The sequence below is a fragment of the Acidaminococcus fermentans DSM 20731 genome (assembly GCF_000025305.1).
Classification (GTDB): Bacteria; Bacillota; Negativicutes; order Acidaminococcales; family Acidaminococcaceae; genus Acidaminococcus; species Acidaminococcus fermentans.
Map to the genome: position 1 here is coordinate 965,500 of NC_013740.1, position 20,180 is coordinate 985,679.

Consider the following 20,180-nt stretch of genomic DNA (forward strand, 5'->3'; position numbering starts at 1 on the left):
CAGAAGTTGACCATGTGTTCTGCGGGGCGCCGGGCCTGCGCCCCCTACGGTTTATGCTGTTTAAAAATCAATTTGAAAATTGATTTCTATCGGCCGCTGACCGCTGACCGTTGACAGCTGACAAAATGGAGGGGTGTTGTACTTTTTGTGCAAAACCCCTCCATTTTTCTCAACCCTGTACTTTAGTACAGTGCGGAAATCTCCTGCTTCCGGTATACTGGAGACAGGAGGTGAAGACAATGAAGATACAGAATGATTTCAGAAAATTCTTTCGTATTGTGGGGATCCTGGCGCTTGCGGTCCTGGCCCCTTTGGGGCGGGGGCTGGCAGCTGAGAAGGAAAAGGTGATCCTGGATACGGATATGGTGGAACTGCTGGATGACGGGGTGGCCATGATGATGCTGGCCCAGGCCCCCAACATCCAGTTGGAAGGGGTGACCATCGTCTTTGGGAACACCTGGGTGGAAACCGGGACCGCAGCGGCCATCCGTCAGTTGGAAGGGATGGGACGGAAGGATATCCCGGTGTTTATGGGGGTGAATGAACCCACCCGGAAAGACCGGTTTGCCCATATGGCGGAAGAAAAACGCCTGTACGGACAGAATTTCGACAGCCATAAAGGAGCCGCCGGCTATCCCCGTCCGGCTTCCTGGCAGCAGGTATACCGGGAACGGTACCACCGGGAACCGGAACTGCAGCCCCGGAAGGAGGCGGCAGCCGATTTCATTGTCCGGACCATCCGGAAGAATCCTGGAGAGGTGACCCTGGTGGCCATTGGCAGTGGAGCCAACCTGGCGGCAGCCCTGGACCGGGATCCGTCCATTGCCGGAAAGGTGAAACGGGTGGTGTACATGGCCGGAGCCTTCATGGTGGAAGGCAATGTGATGCCCCACGGAGAATTCAATGTATGGATCGATCCGGAATCGGCCCGGAAAGTGTACCGGGCACCCTGGACGGAACAGGTGTTCCTGCCGCTGGATGTATGCAATACGGCCAAACTGAGCCGGCAGGAATATCAGGTGCTTACGGGGAAAATCACCCAGCCCTGGGCCCGTGCCATGTGGAAGGATTACTGGGCAGGGCCTCTGTTCCAGCAGGATCCGGGCTTTTCCAGCTATATCTGGGATGTGCTGGCCGCTGCCGTGGTCATCGATCCCCTGGTGATCACCCGGGAAGAAACCCTGCCGGTGGATGTGAATGACCAGTACGGACCGGGCTATGGAGATACGCTGGCTTACCGGGGCTTTGGACCGGAAGGTACCCAGAAGGCCCGGATCGTCTTTGCCGTGGATCAGGACCGGCTGTGGCCCATGGTGGAAAAAGTCTTTGACCGGCTGTAAAAAAGAGAGGAGAAAACCATGCTCAACCGCAAGAAATTCCTGCGGGCCGGCGCTTCTGCCGCCCTCTTTGCCCTTCTGCTGCCTCTCCAGGCCTGGGCCCAGGTGGTGATACTCCACACCAACGACATCCATTGCGGGGTGGACAGGAACCTGACCCTGGCCCGGGTGGCGGCTTATAAAAAGAAACAGAAAGCCCTGAATCCCCAGACCCTGCTCCTGGACGCCGGAGATGCCATCCAGGGGGAACCCCTGGGGAAACTCACCGACGGACGGGCCATGGTCCGGATCCTGAATGGGGCGGGCTATGATTTTGCCATTCCCGGCAACCATGAATTCGATTACGGCATGGACAACTTCCTGTCCCTGGCCAAAAAACTGGACTGCGGGTACACCAGCTGCAACTTCGTCCGGCTGGATACCGGGAAACCCGTCCTGGCCCCCTGCCGGATCTTTCCCTTCAAAGAACGGAAGGTGGCGCTTATCGGGGTCACCACCCCCGGTACCCTGGTGTCGTCCACGCCCCGGTTCTTCCAGGACGAAAAAGGCCATTTTATCTATGGATTCTGTGAGGACAAAGCAGGGGTGAAGCTTTACAGACAGGTCCAGGATACGGTGGAGGAAGCACGGGAACAAGGGGCGGATACGGTGATCCTGGTGGCGCATCTGGGCAGTGACGGTTCCATCCCCGTATGGAGCAGCCGGGCACTCCTGGCCCATGTAACCGGCGTGGACGGGCTCATCGACGGCCATTCTCACGAACAGTACGAAGTGTTCTATCCGGACCGGAACGGGAAAATGATCCCGGTGGCCCAGACCGGCACCAAACTCCAAAGCCTGGGGCGTATGGTCATCGAAGATGACGGTACCATCCGGGGCGAACTGGTCCGGGAGCTGATGGAGCCGGATCCCCAGGTGGAGAAACTGGTCCGGAAAGAAATGGCCAAAGTGGACCGGGCCCTGTCCCAGAAGGTGGGAGAATCCTCTGTGGAACTGGTGGATTCCCTGGAGGGCCAGCGGGCCGTGCGCCAGAAGGAAACCAATCTGGGGGATTTTGCCGCAGATGCTTTCCGGACCTGTTTCAAGGCGGATGCGGCCCTGATCAACGGGGGCTCCTTCCGGTCCGGTCTGCCCCGGGGCGCCTGGACCCGGAAGACCCTTCTGACCCTGTTCCCCTTTGGGAACCAGGCGGTGCTCCGGAGTATTTCCGGCCAGCAGCTGCTGGATGCCCTGGAACTGAGCGTATCCCATGCGCCGGAAGAAAACGGCGGGTTCCTCCAGGTATCCGGGCTGACCTTTGTCTACGATCCGGCCATCCCCTCACCGGTGAAACTGGATGACCAGGGAAATTTCGCCCGGGTGGAAGGGGAACGGAGGGTCCGCCAGGTGATGATCGGCGGCAAACCCCTGGATCCGGCGGAAGACTATCTGGTGGCCGGGACCAGCTACATCCTCAGCGACGGGGGCAACGGCTATACCATGTTCCGGGACACCACCCTGGTAGCGGAACCGGGCCTGTCCGACGTGGACATCCTGGCTGATTACGTCCAGAAACAGGGCGTCAGCGAGGCCTATCGGAAGCCGGAAGGGCAGGGGAGGATCCGGATAGACAGGAAATAAGGCGCTGTGAAAAAATCATCCCCAGCGCCTTTATTTCGCTAGCGTCAGCTGGCTTCCATCGGCTAGTGACTAGAGACTAGTGACTAGTGACGGGGTGTGAAAAAGCATTTTTTCACACCCCCTTTTTTACCAAAACCTGTACTTTAGTACAGTGCGTTTCTTCTGAAAATTCTGTACAATAAAAGCAGAAAGAGGACGAACGGATATCTGGAGAAAGGAGCACATGATGAGAAAGACATGGAAACAAATTCTGTTGGGAGCATTGACCCTGTGTGTCCTGGCATCCGGCTGCGGTGGGGGAAAAGGGGGCGGGGGAACCCCTGAAGACCCCAACGCCGACCTGCCGGTGCGGAAGAAAATCAGCACCCCGGTGGCATCCAGTTTTAAAGTAGACGGCCGGACGGTGAACATCTATGAATATACCGGGCTGACCTTCAAGGACCAGATCCTGTGGACGGACACCCTGGCGGTGGACGGGGACCGGATTTACTTCTTCGGCTTCGACACCAAGGACGAAACATACCGGACCAAACTCCGGTCTGTCAGTTTCAAGGATGAGACGCTCAGTGACCTGAAGGTGCTGGATGAACGGGCCTACTGGCGGGACAAACTGGTGGTATCCAACGGAACTGTCTATGACTGGCACAAACAAGGGGATTATCAAAGTCGTGAAAAGAAAAATGAAGCTTCCTATTGGCATTATTACGACGGAAAGACCATGGTGCCCACCGATTTCACCGGCACGACTCTGATTCCCATCGATCAGGGGAAGGATGTGGTCTTTACCCAAAAACGGGACTACTGGACCGGGACCCTGGACAAAGGGACCCTTACCAAGGGGAAGGAACTCCTTACCGCAGAGTCGATCAGGAAGGCTGGGCTGAACATCAAGAAACAATGGGCGGACAAGGACGGATTATACCTGATGGGGTATATGAAAAACGACAAGGGTGAAAATCAAAATGTGGTCCGGCAGTACAGTCTGCAGGACGGACAGCTGATCCAGTCCTTTGAGGGACCTCTTACCAAAGAAGGCCGTGGGTATGCGGTCACCGAGCACCGGGTGGTGCTGGGACAAGAAGGCGGCATCTACTGGATTTACCGCAAGAAGGATGGAAAGTTGTTGGGGAAATTCAAGACAGAACCCAAACTGACCATGGAAATCCTCACCCCCATGAAAAACGATTCCATCCTGATCTACCGCCGGATCAGCCGGGAGAAAGGCGAAGCCAAACTGTACCGGATAGATCTGTAGGGGAGAAAAGAGGGAAGAGTGCAGAGGGGGGGCGGCAGCCTGACAAGAAGTCAGACTCGGCCCAGGGGCCTTGAGATGTCAGACATCAGCTTTGTCCGGCATAGCAGAAGGTCCGGACAGCGAAGCATGTGTCCCCCCAGGCAATCAGCAAGACGGCAAGATATGACCTGGAAGAAAGGAAGGTATACTATGGGACTGATCAAAGCAGGGATGGGCGCTGTAGGCGGCGTGCTGGCCGATCAATGGAAAGAGTTTTTCTACTGCCAGATGGCACCGGACATCCTGATGATGAAAGGCCAGAAACGGACCGGGAGCCGGAGCTCCAACCAGGGCGACGACAACATCATCAGCAACGGATCCCGGATCGCTGTGAACAACGGCCAGTGCATGATGATCGTGGAAAACGGCAAGGTGGTGGATCTGTGTGCAGAACCGGGGGAATACACCTACGACAAAAGCACTGAACCTTCCATCTTCACCGGGGATCTGAAAGACAATGTGAAGGACATTTTCAAACAGCTGGGGAAACGGTTCACCTTCGGCGGGGATACCGGTAAGGATCAGCGGGTATACTATTTCAATACCAAGGAACTGATCGGGAACAAATACGGGACCCCCAGCGAAATCCCCTTCAAGGTGAAGGATGATACCACTGGCCAGGTGCTGACCATCCGGCTCCGGTGCTTCGGGGAATACAGCTACCGGATCACGGACCCCATCCTGTTCTATACCCACGTGGCCGGGAACGATTTCGACGAATACCGCAGGGAAACCCTGGACAGCCAGATGAAAAGCGAACTGCTCATGGCCCTGGCACCGGCTTTTGCCCAGCTCAGCGCTCAGCGGATCGACTACACGGAAATCATGGCCCATACCTTTGAACTGGCGGAAGCCCTCAACGATGTCCTGAGCAAAAAATGGCGGGATCTCCGGGGCATTGAAATCGTTTCCTTCGGAATCAGCAATATCAAAGCCAATGAAGCGGATGAAGAAAAGATCCAGAAGGTCCAGATGAGCATGACCATGGGCAGTGATCCCCGGATGGCCATGGGGGCCGTGGTGGATGCCACCGCCGATTCCATGAGGATAGCGGCAGGAAACCAGAACGCCGGAGCCGCCTTCGGGTTCATGGGCATGAATATGGCAGGGAATGCCGGGGCGAACATGTTCCAGGCCCTGGCAGGCCAGGCGGCGGCCCAGCAGCCGGCCCCACCGCCGGCAGGAGCACCACGTCAGCCCAGTGGGTTTGCCCCAGGAGCGGCGGATCCCAATGGCTGGGACTGCAGCTGCGGCCAGAAGGGCAATACCGGGAAGTTCTGCATGGCCTGCGGCGCCAAAAAGCCGGAACCGGCAGGGACCTGGGACTGCGCCTGCGGCCACAAAGGGAATACCGGGAAGTTCTGTATGGAATGTGGCGCTCCCAAACCGGAAACCCAGCCCCAGGGATGGACCTGTCCCGGCTGCGGCACGGTAAACCAGGGGAAATTCTGCATGAACTGCGGAGCCAAAAAACCGGAGGATGCGCCTTTGTACCGCTGTGACAAATGCGGCTGGCAGCCCCCCGATCCCCATCATCCCCCCAAATTCTGCCCTCAGTGCGGAGATCCCTTTGACGACAACGACAAGAGCTGAAACAGGAGGTGAGTGAAAATGACCGATACCTCTGTTGCCTACAAGTGTCCCAACTGCGGCGGGCCCCTGGAATTCCAGCCGGGGGCAAGCCAGGTGGTCTGTCCCTACTGCGATACCAAACTGGACGTGGCCCAGATGGAAGCCCTCTTTGCCCGGCAGCAGGAACGGGCGGCAGCCGCCCAGGAAGCAAAGGAAGAACGCTGGAATACGGAGATGGCCGGCAAGGAATGGAGCACGGAAGAAGCTTCCGTCCTGAAAGCCTTCACCTGTTCCGCCTGCGGTGCGGAAATCGTCTGTGACGAAAACACCCTGGCCACGGAATGCTGCTACTGCGGGAATCCCACCATGATGCCCAACCGTTTCAGCGGCATGCTGAAGCCGGATTACGTGATCCCCTTCACCAAGACCAAGGACGATGCGGTGGCGGCCCTGAAGGAATTCTACAAGGGCAAGCGCCTGCTGCCGGCGGCCTTTACGGCCAACAACCGGGTCCAGGACATCCAGCCCATGTACGTGCCCTTCTGGCTCTTCGATTCCAAAATCCATGCCAGTGCCGACTTCCAGGGGGAAGACGACAATGTAATGGAAACCAGCGATGAGATCATTACGGAAACCCGGGTGTTCCAGTGCATCCGCAGTGGCCGGATGAGCTTCCATAAGATTCCGGTGGACGGCTCCAGCAAAATGGACGATACCTATATGGAAAGCATCGAACCTTTCGATTATTCCCAGATGGTGCCCTTCAGCCCGGCCTATCTCACCGGTTTCCTGGCGGACAAATACGATGTGGATGCGGAAGCTTCCGTGCCCCGGGCTGATGAACGGGTGGAACGGTCCGCCGTAGGGGTGCTGGAAGAAACCGTCAAGGCCAGGGGCTATGACCGGACCATCCTCAAGGACAGCGTGGTCCGGAAGGATGAAGACCAGGTGGCCTATGCCCTGGCTCCGGTGTGGATCCTGACCACCCGGTATCAGGACAAACCCTACACCTTTATGATGAACGGACAGACCGGGAAGATGGTGGGGACACTGCCCTATGACAACCAGAAATCCCTGATGTATATGGGGGCTGTGGCGGCCATCCTCACACCGGCCCTGTATTTTGTGGCAAAGATGTTCTTGACGTAAGGAGGTCATCATGAAGAAGTTACTGCGCATCCTGGCACTCCTGGTGCTTCTGGTGGGCATGGCCGTTTCCGCATCGGCAGCCTCTGCCCTGGTGCTGGATCAGGCTGATCTCCTGCGGCCCCAGGAAGAGAAAGTCCTCCAGCAGTCCCTGGACCAGGTGAGCCAGAAATATCAGGTACGGCTGGCGGTGGTCACGGTGAAAAGCACCGGAAACGTGAAACCCGGAGAGTTCGCCAATGTAATGCTGGACAAGATCAAAGACAGCAAGCTCAAGGGAAATATGGTGCTGCTCCTGTCCATGAAGGATCGGGACTGGTACATTTCCACCGACAACGGCATGCGGAAAATGATCACCGACAAAGCCGGTATCAAGGCCCTCAGCGGAAAATTCCTGCCGGCCCTGAAAAAGAACAACTATCCGGAAGCCTTCGGCCAGTATGCCAAAGGGGCGGATGAACTGCTGGCCTACTACCAGAAAGAAGGGAAGCCCTACGATCCTGCCAATGCCTTCAATCCTCTGGCCCTGGCCATTGCCGCTGCGGTGTCCCTGGGCATCGGGTTCCTGGTGCGCCGGATCCTCATCGGCCAGATGAACAATGTGATGCCGGCCCTGGAAGCCGGGGTCTATCTGGACCGGGACAGCTTCCAGCTGGAAGAAAATGCGGACAACTACCTGTACATGACGGTCCATCGCAAGCCGAAGAAGAGCCGCGAAAGCGCCAAGGCCGACAGTACCGATGAGGATCATGGGGGCGGCGGCGGAAAGTTCTGAAAAGGAGGAGCCATGAAAAGAAAGGATGTCCGGAGGCCGCTGGTCTGCCTGTGCCTCATGGCTTTTCTCACCGGCCTGCCGGTCCTGGCCGGGGCTTCCGGCGGAGAAGGAATCTATGGCCGGGAACTGGACACCCTGTATGATATGATCCAGGGAGGCAGAGACCCTGACGCTTATGGAGAGGACCGGGAGGACCTGGTGGCTGTCTGGGAAGGGATCCGGGAACTTTCCCCGGCCCAGGGGCTGGAACAGGTGAAGTATCAGCTGTTGGACTGCAACGGGGACGGGGAGCCGGAACTGCTGACGGGCCAGGACGACCGGATCACCAATCTGTTCACCATCCGGGACGGCCGGCTCCACCGGGTGTTCAGCGGCCTGTACCGGAACGCCTGGTATCCCCTGGGAAAGGGACGGTTCCTGAACCAGGGGTCCGGGGGCATCGGTCTTGCCATACTGGGAGAGTACCATCTGGACGGGGACGGGAATCTGGTGTGCGAAAACTGTTATTTCACCAACTGGGATCCTGTCAGGGAAAAAGAGGAAGTGTACTGGAACACCCTTGGCATTCCGGACAGAGCCCTGTCGGAGAAACAGGCCATGACACCGGGGCAGTTCCAGCAACTGCAGGCAAACCTGATGGGCAAGGTGGAAAAACTGTCCTGGCAGTCCCTGGCCCGCCGGGGCAAAGGGAGTGTGGAGCTGTCCCTGACCCAGGTCAGTGAGTTTGGCGAACCCATGCTGGCGGTGACTCCCAGAGAGAGATTGGAGGATGTGCACCTGCTCACTCTCCAGGTGGCGGAGGTCAGTGACAGCGGTCAGGTGACCTGGCAGGTGGAAAAGGATGAACCATTGGGAAATCTGGAACCGGGCAGCCGGTACAATTATCCCATACATCTGGAAGGGACGGCCCGGGCCACCGGCCTGTCCTATTACGACCGGAAGGGGTATCATCGGAAGATCCTCCAGATCAGCGGAAAAGACGGCAGCCTGGTGGTGCGGGAGGAACAGGGAGGTGACAGTTGATGAAACGGATCGGTAAATTATGGACGGACCTGATACGGGCTCTGCTGCTGTGTATGGTCCTGGTTCTGGGGCTGACGGCCGGGGGGGTTGCTGCTCCCCGGAAAACCGTCCTGGTCCACAATGTCAAGGAAATGATGGAGGCCCTGGATGACCATACGGAAGTCATCCTGGCACCGGGCCGCTATAACCTGTCCACCTGGCTGGCCAGCACCGCTGCGGAGCAGGTAATCCACAGATTCCCCTGGAATCCCATGAGCCCTCCAGGCCTGTATATGGCCTATGAGGACCTGGAGCTGGCCGGATTCCAGGATCTCACCATCCGGGGCCAGGATACGGAGAAGATCACGGCAGAAATCGTAACAGAGGATCCCTATACTCCGGTGCTGCATTTCCGGAACTGTCAGAACTTCCGGCTGGCCCATCTCCGGGTCGGCCATTCCCTGCAGGCTGGCCGCTGCAGCGGAGCCGTACTGAAACTGGATCTGGTGCAGGACGCAGGGCTGGAAAATCTGGACCTGTACGGGTGCGGGACCTATGGGTACGAAGCCCTGGGCTGCGAAAGCGTTACTCTCCAGGACAGTGTGATCCGCAGCTGCACCTATGGCCTGATCAATGCCATCGAGTGCAGGGATATGAAAATCATCCGGACCCTGTTCAAAGACACCAGCACCAATCTCCCCCTTTTCGCCGTGGGCCAGTCCCGGCTGGAACTGATCGACTGTACCTTCAAGAATGTCCAGGGAAGGATCAATGATATGGACCTGACGGGAGGAACCGTGAGCCAGATGGTTGAAAAGTGAAGAGGGCCGAAGAAGGGAGGGGGAACAATGGATGGATCCATTAAAAAACGTGCCGCCTGGGGACTGCTCGTTCTGTTGTTGGGAGCAGCTCCGGCTCTGGCCTGTGAACGGGACCTTCCCCACAGACATGAGTGGCCCGGCGGTGTTTCCGAACCCCGGCCCCTGGCCCCCGGTGCTCTTCGGTACCAGCTCCAGATCCTTCTGGCCAACCGGGACCAGTGGGACCGGGTCCCCCAATGGGACGGTCTGGTGAACATCGCCGTGCTGGATATGGACTGGAACGGTGAGCTGGAAATCCTGGTCAATGCCGAAGGAGAGGGCAGGGACCAGGGCTATGAGGTACAGCCAGAGACCGGGAAACTGAAGAAAATCCCCGAACAGCAGTTGTACAGATCCCTGAACAATCTCCTGAGAGCTCCGGCCTGGTTCACCATCATGCCGGAAAAGCGGCAGGACTGGCTGCAAAAAGACCCCGCCCAGGTCATCCATATGCTGCGGGACAGCTATGAGAACTATGCGGGGATCAAAGAAGGGTTTGGTTAAAAATACGCCGTTACGCTGGTCCCCAGGACCCACTCCCGGAAATCCCGGGTGAAGGGTCCTGTTTTTCTGTTCTGGAGCCGGAATCCTTCTATGGCCCAGACCAGTCCGGGAAATACCACATAGTCCAGCCGGGCGCCCCAGCCCCGGAACCCCTGGCGCTGGAAGAATCCCGTATCCCCGTCCATGGTGTGGTAGAGGATGCTGGACTGGGGCTGGTCGTAATACCGGAGCCAGGTTTCCCAGGTGCCGCCCTTCCGCTCATCCAGTTCCCCGTAGGTCACTGCGGCCACAAAGCCGGTTTTCCGCTCCCGGTATCCGTCCCGGCCCTGGGAGCCTTTGGAACCCAGCAGTTCCAGGTCGAAAAGCCACCGGTCCCGGGGCTGGTATTCCAGTCGGGTGGTCCAGATCTGCTGCCGGTCGAACCCGGTGCCGCTGGACCCCGGCTCCAGTCCCGGCTGCTGGAGGGCCGGCAGGCTGGCAGGCAGGGACTGGCGGGTCCGGAAATCCAGGAAGGCGGACCGGAGGTTCAGCTTTCCCAGCTGCTTTTCTTCCAGGGCAAACCAGCCGGTCTTCCGATGCAGGTTGTCGTTTCCAGTGGTCTGGCCGGCAAACAGGGTGATCCGGCCGCCAGGATCCGTATTTTTCCCAAAGCTGGTACGGATCCCGTCCACCCGTTTGTCGATGACATTCCCGTCCATGAGATACAGGTTGAACCGGCCCAGTTCCCATTTGGTGTGGCGGTTTTCGTGCTGGAGATAGGCCCGGGACAGGGTGGGATGGTGGTCCTGGGTGTGGTCCTTGTCGTTCCGTTTGTCTTCGATCATGAATTTCAACTGGGTATCCTGGCTGGTATGGACCACCGGGAACAGTCGCAGCCGCCGCTGGAGCAGGAACACATCCTGATCCGTCCGGGGCCAGCGGCTTTTTTTCAGGTTGGCGGGGGTCCGGGCGGCAAACCGGCCCTTGCCGTAGAGATACCGGTAGTCCCCGTGGAGTTCCAGCCAGGGGGTGTTCCGCTGTTCCTGTTTTTCCGGAGGATCGGCCTGGGAAGGGTCCACCGGGGCCCCTTCGCCCAGAGAAACCGGGAGAGCCAGAAAAAATACGAAAGCAAGCCAGAACGGGAAAGCCATGACAGTCACCTTCTTTCTGTTGTTTCTTTTATCATAACAGATGCATGGGCAGGGAGTAAAGAGCGGCGGGCTGACCAGGTGGGATTTCTGATGCCCAAACCACCTGACCACAGCGGGGCGCCGGGCCTGCGCCCCCTACGGTTGTACCTGACCACTTAACCACTTAATCCCCCTGACTCGCTCCCTACCCACATTCCCCGGGATATGGTATAATAAAATAATTAAAATGAATAAACTTGCGTTTGAGGAGAAGCCTATGAACGACGAAGAAGTAAAACAGCAGGCGCAGTTGGAAAACAGTCCGGACACGGACGATATGGGAGCCATCAAGGTGGCCGACGAAGTCCTGAGCATTGTGGCGGGGCTGGCTGCTTCGGAGGTGAACGGGGTCTACGGCATGAGCGGGGGCATCCGGGAAGGGCTCACGGACATGCTGGGCAAACAGAATTTCTCCAAGGGCATCAAGGTCTATACGGAAGGCCATACGGTGCGGGTGGAGGTCCATGTGATCATCACCTACGGGTTCAACATTCCGGATGTGGCCATCAAGCTCCAGGAAAAGGTCAAGGAAGCCGTGGAGAACATGACCGGCTACGAAGTCACCGGGGTGGACATCCATGTGGAAGGTGTGAAGAAGAAAAAAGAAAAGGCCTTTGCAGAGAAAGACGATACGGATGAACTGATGAAGAAATGGGAGGAAGAACCGGCAGGGAGCCCGGCACTGCCGGAAGGGACTGCCGCCGGGGAAAACCGTCCGGAACCGCCGGAAGAAGGAGAAACGGCGGCGGGAACGGAACCGGAAAAAGAACCTGACCCCAAAGGCCAGGAAATGTCAGGAGGGGAACAATGAGCATATTCGATCGGATTATCCTGACCCTGTATACCATCATCATGGCGGCAGTGGCGGTGCTCATCGTCATTGTCAGCGTCAACGGCATCCCGGTCCATGAGCTGACGGAATTTGCCGTCCGGGTGCCCGGCCGGTGGGAATACACCATCGGGGGCGTGATCATCTTCCTGGTAAGCCTGCGGCTGCTCTTTGCCAGCTGGAGCCGGGGCGGCAGCAATGACCTGACTTTTGACAACGAACGGGATGGGAAGATCCATGTAAGCCAGCGGGCCATGGAAGATTATATTGCCGGGTTCACCAATGATGTGTACGGTGTCTACGGTGCCAAATGCCGGGTGAAGCTGCTGAAGGACAGCCAGCTGGGCGTCCGGATCAATGCTTCCGTCGAGCCGGGCATCAACATTCCTGACACCACCGACGAGGTGAAGCGGACGGTAAAGAAGAACATCATGAATGTCATCGGCGTGGAAGTGGCCGATGTGGCCGTCTACTTCAAGCATATCAAGGCGAAGGAATAGATGGAGGATGGACCATGTGGCAGGAAATTTTACGCAAATTGTTTGAAACCAGCCGGTGGCGGATCATAGGCGCCTCGGTGGGCCTGGTGGTGGGCATCCTGTTCCTGCTCCTGGGCTTTTTCCGGGCCGTGTTCCTGCTGTTCTGCATCGGCCTGGGGTTTTACATCGGTTACAAAATGGATGCAGGGGAAGATCTGGTGGATCTGCTGGACAACCTGCTGCCTCCGTACCATAAATAAAAGGAGTTTACCAATCATATGAGCAGAAGAGACGCACGTACCATTGCAATGAGAAGCCTGTTTGCCCTGGAGTTCTCTCCGGAACAGTCTCCGGAAGAAACGGTCCGGACCATGGCGGAAGAAGAGGATATCCAGGATACCCGGAAAAAGGACCTGGCCTATGCCCTGGATCTGGTGAAAGGGGTCCGGGAAAACCAGGAAGCCCTGGACGGGGAACTGAACGGTCTGGATGCCAAGTGGACCCTGAAGCGGATGAACGGCATCGACCGGAACCTGCTGCGGATCGCCGGGTATGAAATGTTCTGCAGCCCGGAACCGGTGCCTCCGGCAGTGGCCATCAACGAGGCCGTGGAACTGGCCAAAGTCTATGGGGGGGACGATTCTCCCGCCTTCATCAACGGTCTTCTGGGGAGCCTGGTGAAGAAACATGGCCGCTGAAGAAGCGGTCCTGGGACTGGATACCAGCTGCTATACCACTTCGGCGGCCCTGATGGACCTTCACGGCCATCTCCTGGGGGATCAGCGCCGGCTGCTCCGGGTGAAGCCCGGGCACCGGGGACTGGTCCAGTCGGAGATGGTGTTCCAGCATACCCGGAATCTGCCGGACCTGCTGGAAGCCCTGGACTTGTCCGGGGTGCAGGTGAAAGCCATCGGGGTCAGCGCCAAACCCCGTCCCCGGGAAGAATCCTATATGCCCGCCTTCCTGGTGGGGCTGGGGATGGCCCGGAGCCTGGGGAAACTGATGGGACTGCCGGTCCACCGGTTCACCCATCAGCACAATCACATGTTTGCCGGTCTCTGGTCCGTGGGGAAGCCTGCCCCGGACCGGTTCCTTTTGGTCCATATTTCCGGGGGGACCACGGACCTGCTCCTTTGTGAGCGGCAGCCGGACGGGAATTTTTCCCTGGAACCCCGGGGCACCAGCATCGACCTCCATGCAGGCCAGTTCATCGACCGGGTGGGGGTGGCCCTGGGCCTGCCCTTTCCGGCGGGGGCCCCGCTGGAAAAACTGGCGGAGACCGCTTCGGAAGCCCATCCCCTGAAGGTGTGGAGCAGGGAAGGGGAACTGTCCCTCTCCGGCCCCTGCACCCAGACCCTCCGGGCCATTGAAAAGGGAGAAGACCCGGCGGCACTGGCCCTGGGGGTGGAACAGGCCATCGGCAAAGCCCTGGCCCGGACCATTTCCTGGGTGTGCGAAAAAGAGCAGCTGTCCCAGGTGCTCCTGGCCGGAGGAGTCAGTGCCAACAGGGAGATCCGCCGGCAGCTGGAAGATTTCCTGGGCCAGCGGCAGATCGGTCTTTGGGCCCCGGATCCCCGGTACAGTGTGGACGGTGCCGTGGGCAATGCCTGGGCGGCCCTGCTCCGGGAAAGGCAGGAAGAACCATGATTGCAGGAAAAATCTATACGGTGTCGGAAGTCACCCGGATCGTCAAGGGGCTGTTCCGGAAAGAACCGGAATTCGCCAACCTCCAGATCCAGGGGGAAGTATCCAACTTCCGCCAGTACCCTTCCGGACACTGTTATTTCAATTTGAAAGACGGAAAGACCCTGCTGAAAGCCGTCATGTTCGCCGGTGCGGCCCGGCGCCTGAAGCAGCTGCCCAAAAACGGGGACCAGGTGCTGGGGGTGGGCCGGATCGACCTGTATGAACGGGATGGGGTCTACCAGTTCTATGTGGATATGATGATGCCCCTGGGGGCCGGGAACCTGATGATCGCCTACGAGCAGCTGAAGGAAAAACTCACGGCGGAAGGGCTCTTCGATCCCGGCCGGAAGCGCCCCCTGCCTGCCTATCCCAAGGTGGTGGGCATTGTGACTTCTCCGGCAGGGGCGGCGGTCCGGGACATCATCAATGTGGCCGGACGCCGGGATCCCTCGGTGAAGCTGCGGCTGTACCCGGTAAAGGTACAGGGGACGGAAGCCCCTCCGGAAATCATCCGGGGCATCCGGTTCATGAACCGGCACAAGCTGGCGGATGTCCTGATCGTAGGCCGGGGCGGCGGGTCCATGGAAGACCTGTGGGCCTTCAATGACGAAGGGGTGGTCCGGGCCATTGCGGCTTCGGAGATCCCGGTGATCTCTGCGGTGGGCCATGAAATCGATTTTACCCTCAGCGACTTTGCGGCGGACCTCCGGGCACCCACCCCTTCGGCGGCAGCGGAACTGGCGGTGCCGGAACGGAGCGGGGACCGGGAAATCCTGGCCAAGCTGGTCCGGCGTCTGGAACGGACCATGGAGCTCCGTCTCCAGGACAGCAGCCGGGCCCTGGAAAAACTCCAGGAAGAGTGGGTGTTCACCCATCCGGAACGGCTCTGGGAAAATGCCGGCCAGACCCTGGATACCCTGTGCCGGAACCTGGAACAGGCGGGCACCCGGCGGCTGGAGGAACGTCAGCAGAAGCTGGATCTCCTGGCAGCCAAGCTGGGGGCGCTGGACCCGTACGGAGTGCTCCGGCGGGGCTATACCATTACGGAAAATGCCCAGGGAAGGGCCGTCCGGCAGCCGTCGGACCTGCACCCTGGTGATACCCTGGTGACCCGTTTTGCCCAGGGAGCAGTGGTCTCCCAGGTGGAAACGGTCAAGGAAGGAACAGAATAATGCCCAGAAAGAAAGCGGAAACGGTTTCCTTTGAAGATGGCCTGAAACGGCTGGAAACCATTGTGGAAAAGCTGGAAAGCGGGGACCTGTCCCTGGATGAGACAGTGGCCCTGTACAAGGAAGGCATGGAACTGAGCCGGAACTGTGCGGCCCAGCTGAAAAAAGTCCAGCAGGATGTGAAAAAAATCGTGGAAACCAGCCAGGATGATTTTGCCCTGGCCCTGTTTCCGGAGGAGAAGGAATAATGGAACTGAGAAGTTATTTGCGGAGCCGGGGAGCTCTGGTCAATGGATATCTGCAGGTACGGCTGGGAGTGGGGAGCATCTCCCCGGTGGACAAGGCCATGATGTATTCCGTGGCGGCCGGGGGCAAGCGCCTGCGCCCCATCCTGCTCATGGCCGCAGCCGATGCGGTGGGGGCCAAGGGCAGTGATTTTGTGGCCGTGGCAGCCGGGCTGGAAATGATCCACACCTATTCCCTGATCCATGATGATCTGCCTTCTATGGACAACGATGACTACCGCCGGGGCCGGCTCACCAACCACAAGGTGTTCGGGGATGCCATGGCTCTTCTGGCCGGGGACGGTCTCCTGACCCAGGCCTTTGAAGTGATGCTGGAACAGCGGGGCGTGGATCCCAAAGTGCTCCTGGAGGTGGTCCGTCTGGTGGCCAAATGTGCCGGCCCCACCGGTATGGTGGGCGGCCAGGCTCTGGACATCACATCGGAAGACCAGCAGCTGACCCTGGAACAGATGAAGAAACTCCACGAAGCCAAGACCGGAGCCATGTTTGTGGCGGCGGTCCGGGGCGGGGCCATGCTGGGCGGGGCCGATCCGGAAACCCTGCGGATCATGACCCATTTTGCCAACCTGTTCGGCCTGGCCTTCCAGATCACCGATGACATCCTGGATGTGGAAGGGGATGCCAAAGTCATGGGCAAACCGGCCCACAGTGATGAAAAGCTCCACAAATCCACCTATGTATCCCTGTTCGGTCTGGAAAAAGCCAGGGAAATGGCCGCCCAGACCCTGAAGGAAGCGGAAGAGACCCTGGCTCCTCTGGGTGAAAAAGCCCAGCCTCTGGTGGAAATCACCCGGTATCTGTACAACCGGAAAAAATAAGCTTTGGGGGAGGATGGACCCTTATGAAACTCTTGCCAACCATACATGCACCGTCGGATTTGAAAAACATCCCCGATGCCCAGCTGCCGGAACTGTGTCAGGAAATCCGGGAGGAGATCCTGGAAGTGACCAGCCGGAACGGGGGACATCTGGCCCCCAACCTGGGAGTGGTGGAACTGACCGTCGCCCTGCATAAGGTGTTTTCCATGCCCCGGGACAAGATTGTCTGGGATGTGGGGCACCAGTCCTATGTCCACAAGCTGCTCACCGGACGGCTGGACCGGTTTCCCACCCTGCGCCAGTACGGAGGGCTCTGCGGGTTTCCCAAACGGACGGAAAGTGAATACGACTGTTTTGGCACCGGCCATTCCAGCACTTCCATTTCCGCCGCCCTGGGTATTGCCTGTGCCCGGGATCTGGCCGGGGATGACTACAATGTGATCGCCGTCATCGGGGACGGGGCCCTGACCGGCGGGGAAGCCATGGAAGGGCTGAACAACGCCGGGGATCTCCACAAGAAACTGATCGTGGTCCTGAACGACAACGAAATGTCCATTTCCAAAAACGTGGGGGCCCTGTCGTCCTATCTCACCGAGCTCCGGACCGATCCCACCTATTCCCGGGTGAAGACCGAGGTGGAAGGCTTCCTGAAAAGCCTGCCCTCCATCGGCAGTTCCGTGGCCCGGGCGGTGGGACGGCTGAAGGACAGCTTTAAATATTTCTTTGTGCCCGGCATGCTCTTCGAGGATTTCGGGTTCAAGTACCTGGGGCCCGTGGACGGCCACGACCTGCCCGCCCTGATGGAAACCTTCGAAAAGGCCAAGCAGCTGGACGAGCCGGTGTTCATCCATGTGCTCACCACCAAGGGCAAGGGGTACAAACCGGCGGAAGAACGGCCCAACGCCTTCCATGGCACAGGGCCCTTCGACATTGCCACCGGTAAGAAATTCAGCAATCCCCAGGCGCCCGCCACCTATACCAAAGTGTTCAGCGATGCCCTGGTGGAACTGGGAGAGAAAAACCGGAAGGTGGTGGCCATTACCGCCGCCATGCCCGAAGGGACGGGACTGGATGTGTTCGGCAAGTATTATCCGGACCGGTTCTTCGATGTGGGTATTGCGGAACAGCACGGGGTGACCATGGGCGCCGGGCTGGCGGCCAACGGCTACCATCCTCTGGTGGCCCTGTATTCCACCTTTGCCCAGCGGGCCTTCGACCAGCTGCTCCATGATGTGGCCATGCAGAACCTGCCCTTTACCCTGTGCCTGGACCGGGCCGGTCTGGTGGGGGACGACGGCAGCACCCATCACGGGGCCTATGACCTGTCCTATCTCCGGCTGATGCCCAATATGGTGATGATGGTGCCCGGGGATGAGAACGAACTTCGGCATATGCTGAAAACCTCCCTGGAATACAACGGCCCTTCGGTGCTCCGGTATCCCCGGGGCTCCGGGCTGGGGGTTCCCCTGGATCCGGAAATCCATACCCTGCCCATCGGGAAGAGCAAACGGCTCCAGGAAGGGAGCCAGATCGATCTGTGGGCTGTGGGGACCATGGTGGATACCGCCCGGAAAACCGCGGATCTGCTGGAAAAGCAGGGGCTGTCCGTGGGGGTGGTGAACGCCCGGTTCGTAAAGCCCCTGGACCGGGAAGCCCTGGAAGCCGCCAGCCACACCGTGAAGCTGCTGGTGACCCTGGAGGAAAACTCCCTGGCGGGAGGTTTCGGAGAAGGGGTGCTGGATGCCCTGAACCGGATGGGACGGCTGAAGGAATGCCGGGTGCTGAACCTGGGCATCCCGGATCTGTACGTGCCCCATGGAAAGCGGGAACTGCTGCTCCGTGACCTGAAACTGGATCCGGAAGGGGCCGCGGATACCATTTTGCAAGCCTGGAAAGAGGAACTATGAAAAAAGAACGGTTGGATGTATTTTTAACGGAACAGGGGTTCTTTGAATCCCGGAGCAAGGCCCAGGCTGTAATCATGGCCGGGGAAGTGCTGGTCAACGATCAGAAGATCGACAAGCCCGGCACCATGGTGAAGCCGGATGCCAAAATCACCCTGCTGGGGAAAAAGATGCCCTTTGTGAGCCGGGGCGGCTACAAGCTGGACAAATCCCTGAAGGTGTTCCCCATCTCCCTGGAAGGGAAGGTGGTGGCGGATCTGGGGGCTTCCACCGGCGGCTTTACGGACTGCGCCCTCCAGCATGGAGCCAGCAGGGTCTACGCCATCGACGTGGGCTATGGGCAGCTGGCCTGGAAACTCCGGCAGGATCCCCGGGTGGTGAACATGGAACGGACCAATGTGCGGTTTTTGGAAGCCGATTCCCTGGGGGAACCGGTGGATGTGTTCACCATTGACGTGGCTTTTATTTCCCTGGACAAGGTGCTGCCCAGCGCCTATAAGATCCTGAAGTCCGACGGCTTCGGCATCGCCCTGATCAAGCCACAGTTCGAGGCCGGTCGGGAAAAAGTGGGGAAAAAAGGCGTGGTCCGGGATCCGGCGGTGCACCTGGAAGTGATCGAAAAGGTGATCGCCCAGGCCCGGGAACTGGGTTTTGTGGCCCGGGGACTGGATTTTTCTCCCATCCGGGGACCGGAAGGGAATATTGAATATCTGTTCTATATGGGGAAAGAAGGGGAAGACACCGTATCGCCGGAACGGATCCGGGAGGTGGTGGCGGCTTCCCACGAGACCCTGGAAAAATAAAGAGACAGAAAAAATGAGGGGTGGAACCATGGAAAAGAGACTGCGGCTGGGGGTGTTCCCCAATCTGCCGAAAGAAAAAGTACGGGCCCTGCTGCCCAAACTGGTGGAATTCTGCCGGGCGGAAGAGATTCCGGTGGTGTTTCCCCGGGAAATCGCGGAGAGTTTCGGGGTGCCTGGCTATGATCAGGAAGACCCTGGCAGCCTGGCTCAGCTTTCCATGGCCCTGACCCTGGGAGGCGACGGGACCATCCTCCGGGCGGCCCGGTATGTGACCCAGCTGAACATCCCCCTTCTGGGGGTGAACATGGGGAAGCTGGGGTTCCTGACGGAAGTGGCGGCTCCGGATCTGTATCCGGCCCTGCTGAAGATCAAGGGGGGGGAATACATCCTGGAAAAGCGGAACATGCTCCAGCTGACCGTATGGCAGGGAGAAAAGATGACCTGCAAGGCCCATGCCCTCAATGATATGGTGCTGGAAAGCAGCGACCGGTCCCGGCTGACCCGGATGAGCCTGAAAATCAACGGAGAACCTACGGCCAATGCTCCCTCGGACGGGCTGATCATTGCCACGGCCACCGGTTCCACCGCGTATTCCCTGTCCGCCGGGGGACCGGTGGTCCATCCCAGTCTGAAGGCCAGCATCATCACCCCCATCTGTCCCCATGCCCTCCATGCCCGGCCTCTGGTGATCCCCATGGAACATCCCATTGAAATCACTCCCCGGCCCCCTTACGAAACCATCCTGATCTCTGCGGACGGGATGACCGTAAGCCATCTGGCCTGGAACCAGCGGGCCCTGATTGAAAAAAGTCCCTGTGATGCCCGGTTTGTGCGCATCAATCCCCTGTCCTACTATGCCACATGGCAGGACAGGATGCTGAAGAACGAAGGGCAGACCATTCTGTAGG

Annotated in this window: 21 protein-coding genes; 20 read left to right on the top strand and 1 reads right to left on the bottom strand. The window is 58.8% G+C overall.

Annotated elements, in window-relative coordinates:
• Nucleotides 1-239 precede the first annotated feature (239 nt).
• The 9 genes from ACFER_RS04375 to ACFER_RS10810 all read left to right on the top strand — a co-directional run bounded on the left by ACFER_RS04375 (nt 240) and on the right by ACFER_RS10810 (nt 10,110).
• A complete protein-coding gene (locus tag ACFER_RS04375; protein WP_012938210.1) occupies nt 240-1,340 on the top strand; it encodes a nucleoside hydrolase in 1,101 nt (366 codons plus the stop codon).
• 18 nt (nt 1,341-1,358) lie between these two features.
• The gene (locus tag ACFER_RS04380; RefSeq protein ID WP_012938211.1) at nt 1,359-2,957 is read left to right on the top strand and encodes a bifunctional metallophosphatase/5'-nucleotidase; all 1,599 of its coding nucleotides are present in this window, start codon (nt 1,359-1,361) and stop codon (nt 2,955-2,957) included.
• Between the two features lie 223 nt (nt 2,958-3,180).
• Nucleotides 3,181-4,212: a hypothetical protein gene (locus tag ACFER_RS04385; protein ID WP_148213921.1), complete on the top strand. Its 1,032-nt coding sequence runs from the start codon at nt 3,181-3,183 to the stop codon at nt 4,210-4,212.
• A 189-nt stretch (nt 4,213-4,401) separates the two neighbouring features.
• Nucleotides 4,402-5,844, top strand: a complete 1,443-nt coding sequence (locus ACFER_RS04390) for an SPFH domain-containing protein (protein ID WP_012938213.1) — start codon at nt 4,402-4,404, stop codon at nt 5,842-5,844.
• Nucleotides 5,845-5,862: 18 nt separating this feature from the next.
• Nucleotides 5,863-6,972 (top strand): TFIIB-type zinc ribbon-containing protein, encoded by a 1,110-nt coding sequence (locus tag ACFER_RS04395; RefSeq protein WP_012938214.1) that lies wholly within the window; start codon nt 5,863-5,865, stop codon nt 6,970-6,972.
• A gap of 10 nt (nt 6,973-6,982) precedes the next feature.
• Nucleotides 6,983-7,744, top strand: a complete 762-nt coding sequence (locus ACFER_RS04400) for a TPM domain-containing protein (protein ID WP_012938215.1) — start codon at nt 6,983-6,985, stop codon at nt 7,742-7,744.
• Nucleotides 7,745-7,756: 12 nt separating this feature from the next.
• Nucleotides 7,757-8,767 (top strand): hypothetical protein, encoded by a 1,011-nt coding sequence (locus ACFER_RS04405; protein WP_012938216.1) that lies wholly within the window; start codon nt 7,757-7,759, stop codon nt 8,765-8,767.
• Nucleotides 8,767-9,567 (top strand): hypothetical protein, encoded by an 801-nt coding sequence (locus tag ACFER_RS04410; protein WP_012938217.1) that lies wholly within the window; start codon nt 8,767-8,769, stop codon nt 9,565-9,567. The genes ACFER_RS04405 and ACFER_RS04410 overlap by 1 nt, the downstream gene beginning before the upstream one ends.
• Nucleotides 9,568-9,594: 27 nt before the next feature.
• Entirely contained in the window at nt 9,595-10,110 is a 516-nt protein-coding gene (locus ACFER_RS10810; RefSeq protein WP_012938218.1) for a hypothetical protein, read from the top strand.
• Here the strand turns inward: ACFER_RS10810 and ACFER_RS04420 are convergent.
• Entirely contained in the window at nt 10,107-11,240 is a 1,134-nt protein-coding gene (locus tag ACFER_RS04420) for a hypothetical protein (RefSeq protein ID WP_012938219.1), read from the bottom strand. The two genes, ACFER_RS10810 and ACFER_RS04420, sit on opposite strands and share 4 nt — an antisense overlap.
• Before the next feature lie 256 nt (nt 11,241-11,496).
• Between ACFER_RS04420 and ACFER_RS04425 the strand changes: the two genes are divergently transcribed.
• From ACFER_RS04425 to ACFER_RS04475, 11 genes are read left to right on the top strand one after another with little or no spacing between them, the layout of a single operon-like run.
• Nucleotides 11,497-12,090 carry an Asp23/Gls24 family envelope stress response protein gene (locus tag ACFER_RS04425; protein ID WP_012938220.1) on the top strand — a complete coding sequence of 198 codons (594 nt, stop codon included), beginning with the start codon at nt 11,497-11,499 and terminating at the stop codon, nt 12,088-12,090.
• The gene (gene amaP, locus ACFER_RS04430) at nt 12,087-12,608 is read left to right on the top strand and encodes an alkaline shock response membrane anchor protein AmaP (protein WP_012938221.1); all 522 of its coding nucleotides are present in this window, start codon (nt 12,087-12,089) and stop codon (nt 12,606-12,608) included. Before ACFER_RS04425 ends, amaP begins: the two co-directional genes overlap by 4 nt.
• 14 nt (nt 12,609-12,622) lie before the next feature.
• Nucleotides 12,623-12,847 carry a DUF2273 domain-containing protein gene (locus ACFER_RS04435; RefSeq protein WP_012938222.1) on the top strand — a complete coding sequence of 75 codons (225 nt, stop codon included), beginning with the start codon at nt 12,623-12,625 and terminating at the stop codon, nt 12,845-12,847.
• Between the two features lie 18 nt (nt 12,848-12,865).
• A complete protein-coding gene (gene nusB / locus ACFER_RS04440; RefSeq protein WP_012938223.1) occupies nt 12,866-13,285 on the top strand; it encodes a transcription antitermination factor NusB in 420 nt (139 codons plus the stop codon).
• Nucleotides 13,275-14,234 (top strand): Kae1-like domain-containing protein, encoded by a 960-nt coding sequence (locus tag ACFER_RS04445; RefSeq protein ID WP_012938224.1) that lies wholly within the window; start codon nt 13,275-13,277, stop codon nt 14,232-14,234. Before nusB ends, ACFER_RS04445 begins: the two co-directional genes overlap by 11 nt.
• The gene (gene xseA / locus ACFER_RS04450) at nt 14,231-15,445 is read left to right on the top strand and encodes an exodeoxyribonuclease VII large subunit (RefSeq protein ID WP_012938225.1); all 1,215 of its coding nucleotides are present in this window, start codon (nt 14,231-14,233) and stop codon (nt 15,443-15,445) included. Before ACFER_RS04445 ends, xseA begins: the two co-directional genes overlap by 4 nt.
• Nucleotides 15,445-15,690: an exodeoxyribonuclease VII small subunit gene (gene xseB / locus ACFER_RS04455; protein WP_012938226.1), complete on the top strand. Its 246-nt coding sequence runs from the start codon at nt 15,445-15,447 to the stop codon at nt 15,688-15,690. Before xseA ends, xseB begins: the two co-directional genes overlap by 1 nt.
• Nucleotides 15,690-16,565, top strand: a complete 876-nt coding sequence (locus ACFER_RS04460; protein WP_012938227.1) for a polyprenyl synthetase family protein — start codon at nt 15,690-15,692, stop codon at nt 16,563-16,565. The genes xseB and ACFER_RS04460 overlap by 1 nt, the downstream gene beginning before the upstream one ends.
• A gap of 23 nt (nt 16,566-16,588) precedes the next feature.
• Nucleotides 16,589-18,472 carry a 1-deoxy-D-xylulose-5-phosphate synthase gene (gene dxs / locus ACFER_RS04465; protein WP_012938228.1) on the top strand — a complete coding sequence of 628 codons (1,884 nt, stop codon included), beginning with the start codon at nt 16,589-16,591 and terminating at the stop codon, nt 18,470-18,472.
• On the top strand, nt 18,469-19,272 hold the full coding sequence (locus tag ACFER_RS04470; RefSeq protein ID WP_012938229.1) for a TlyA family RNA methyltransferase: 804 nt from the start codon (nt 18,469-18,471) through the stop codon (nt 19,270-19,272). The genes dxs and ACFER_RS04470 overlap by 4 nt, the downstream gene beginning before the upstream one ends.
• 28 nt (nt 19,273-19,300) lie before the next feature.
• The gene (locus ACFER_RS04475; protein ID WP_012938230.1) at nt 19,301-20,179 is read left to right on the top strand and encodes an NAD(+)/NADH kinase; all 879 of its coding nucleotides are present in this window, start codon (nt 19,301-19,303) and stop codon (nt 20,177-20,179) included.
• Nucleotide 20,180: the final 1 nt, after the last annotated feature.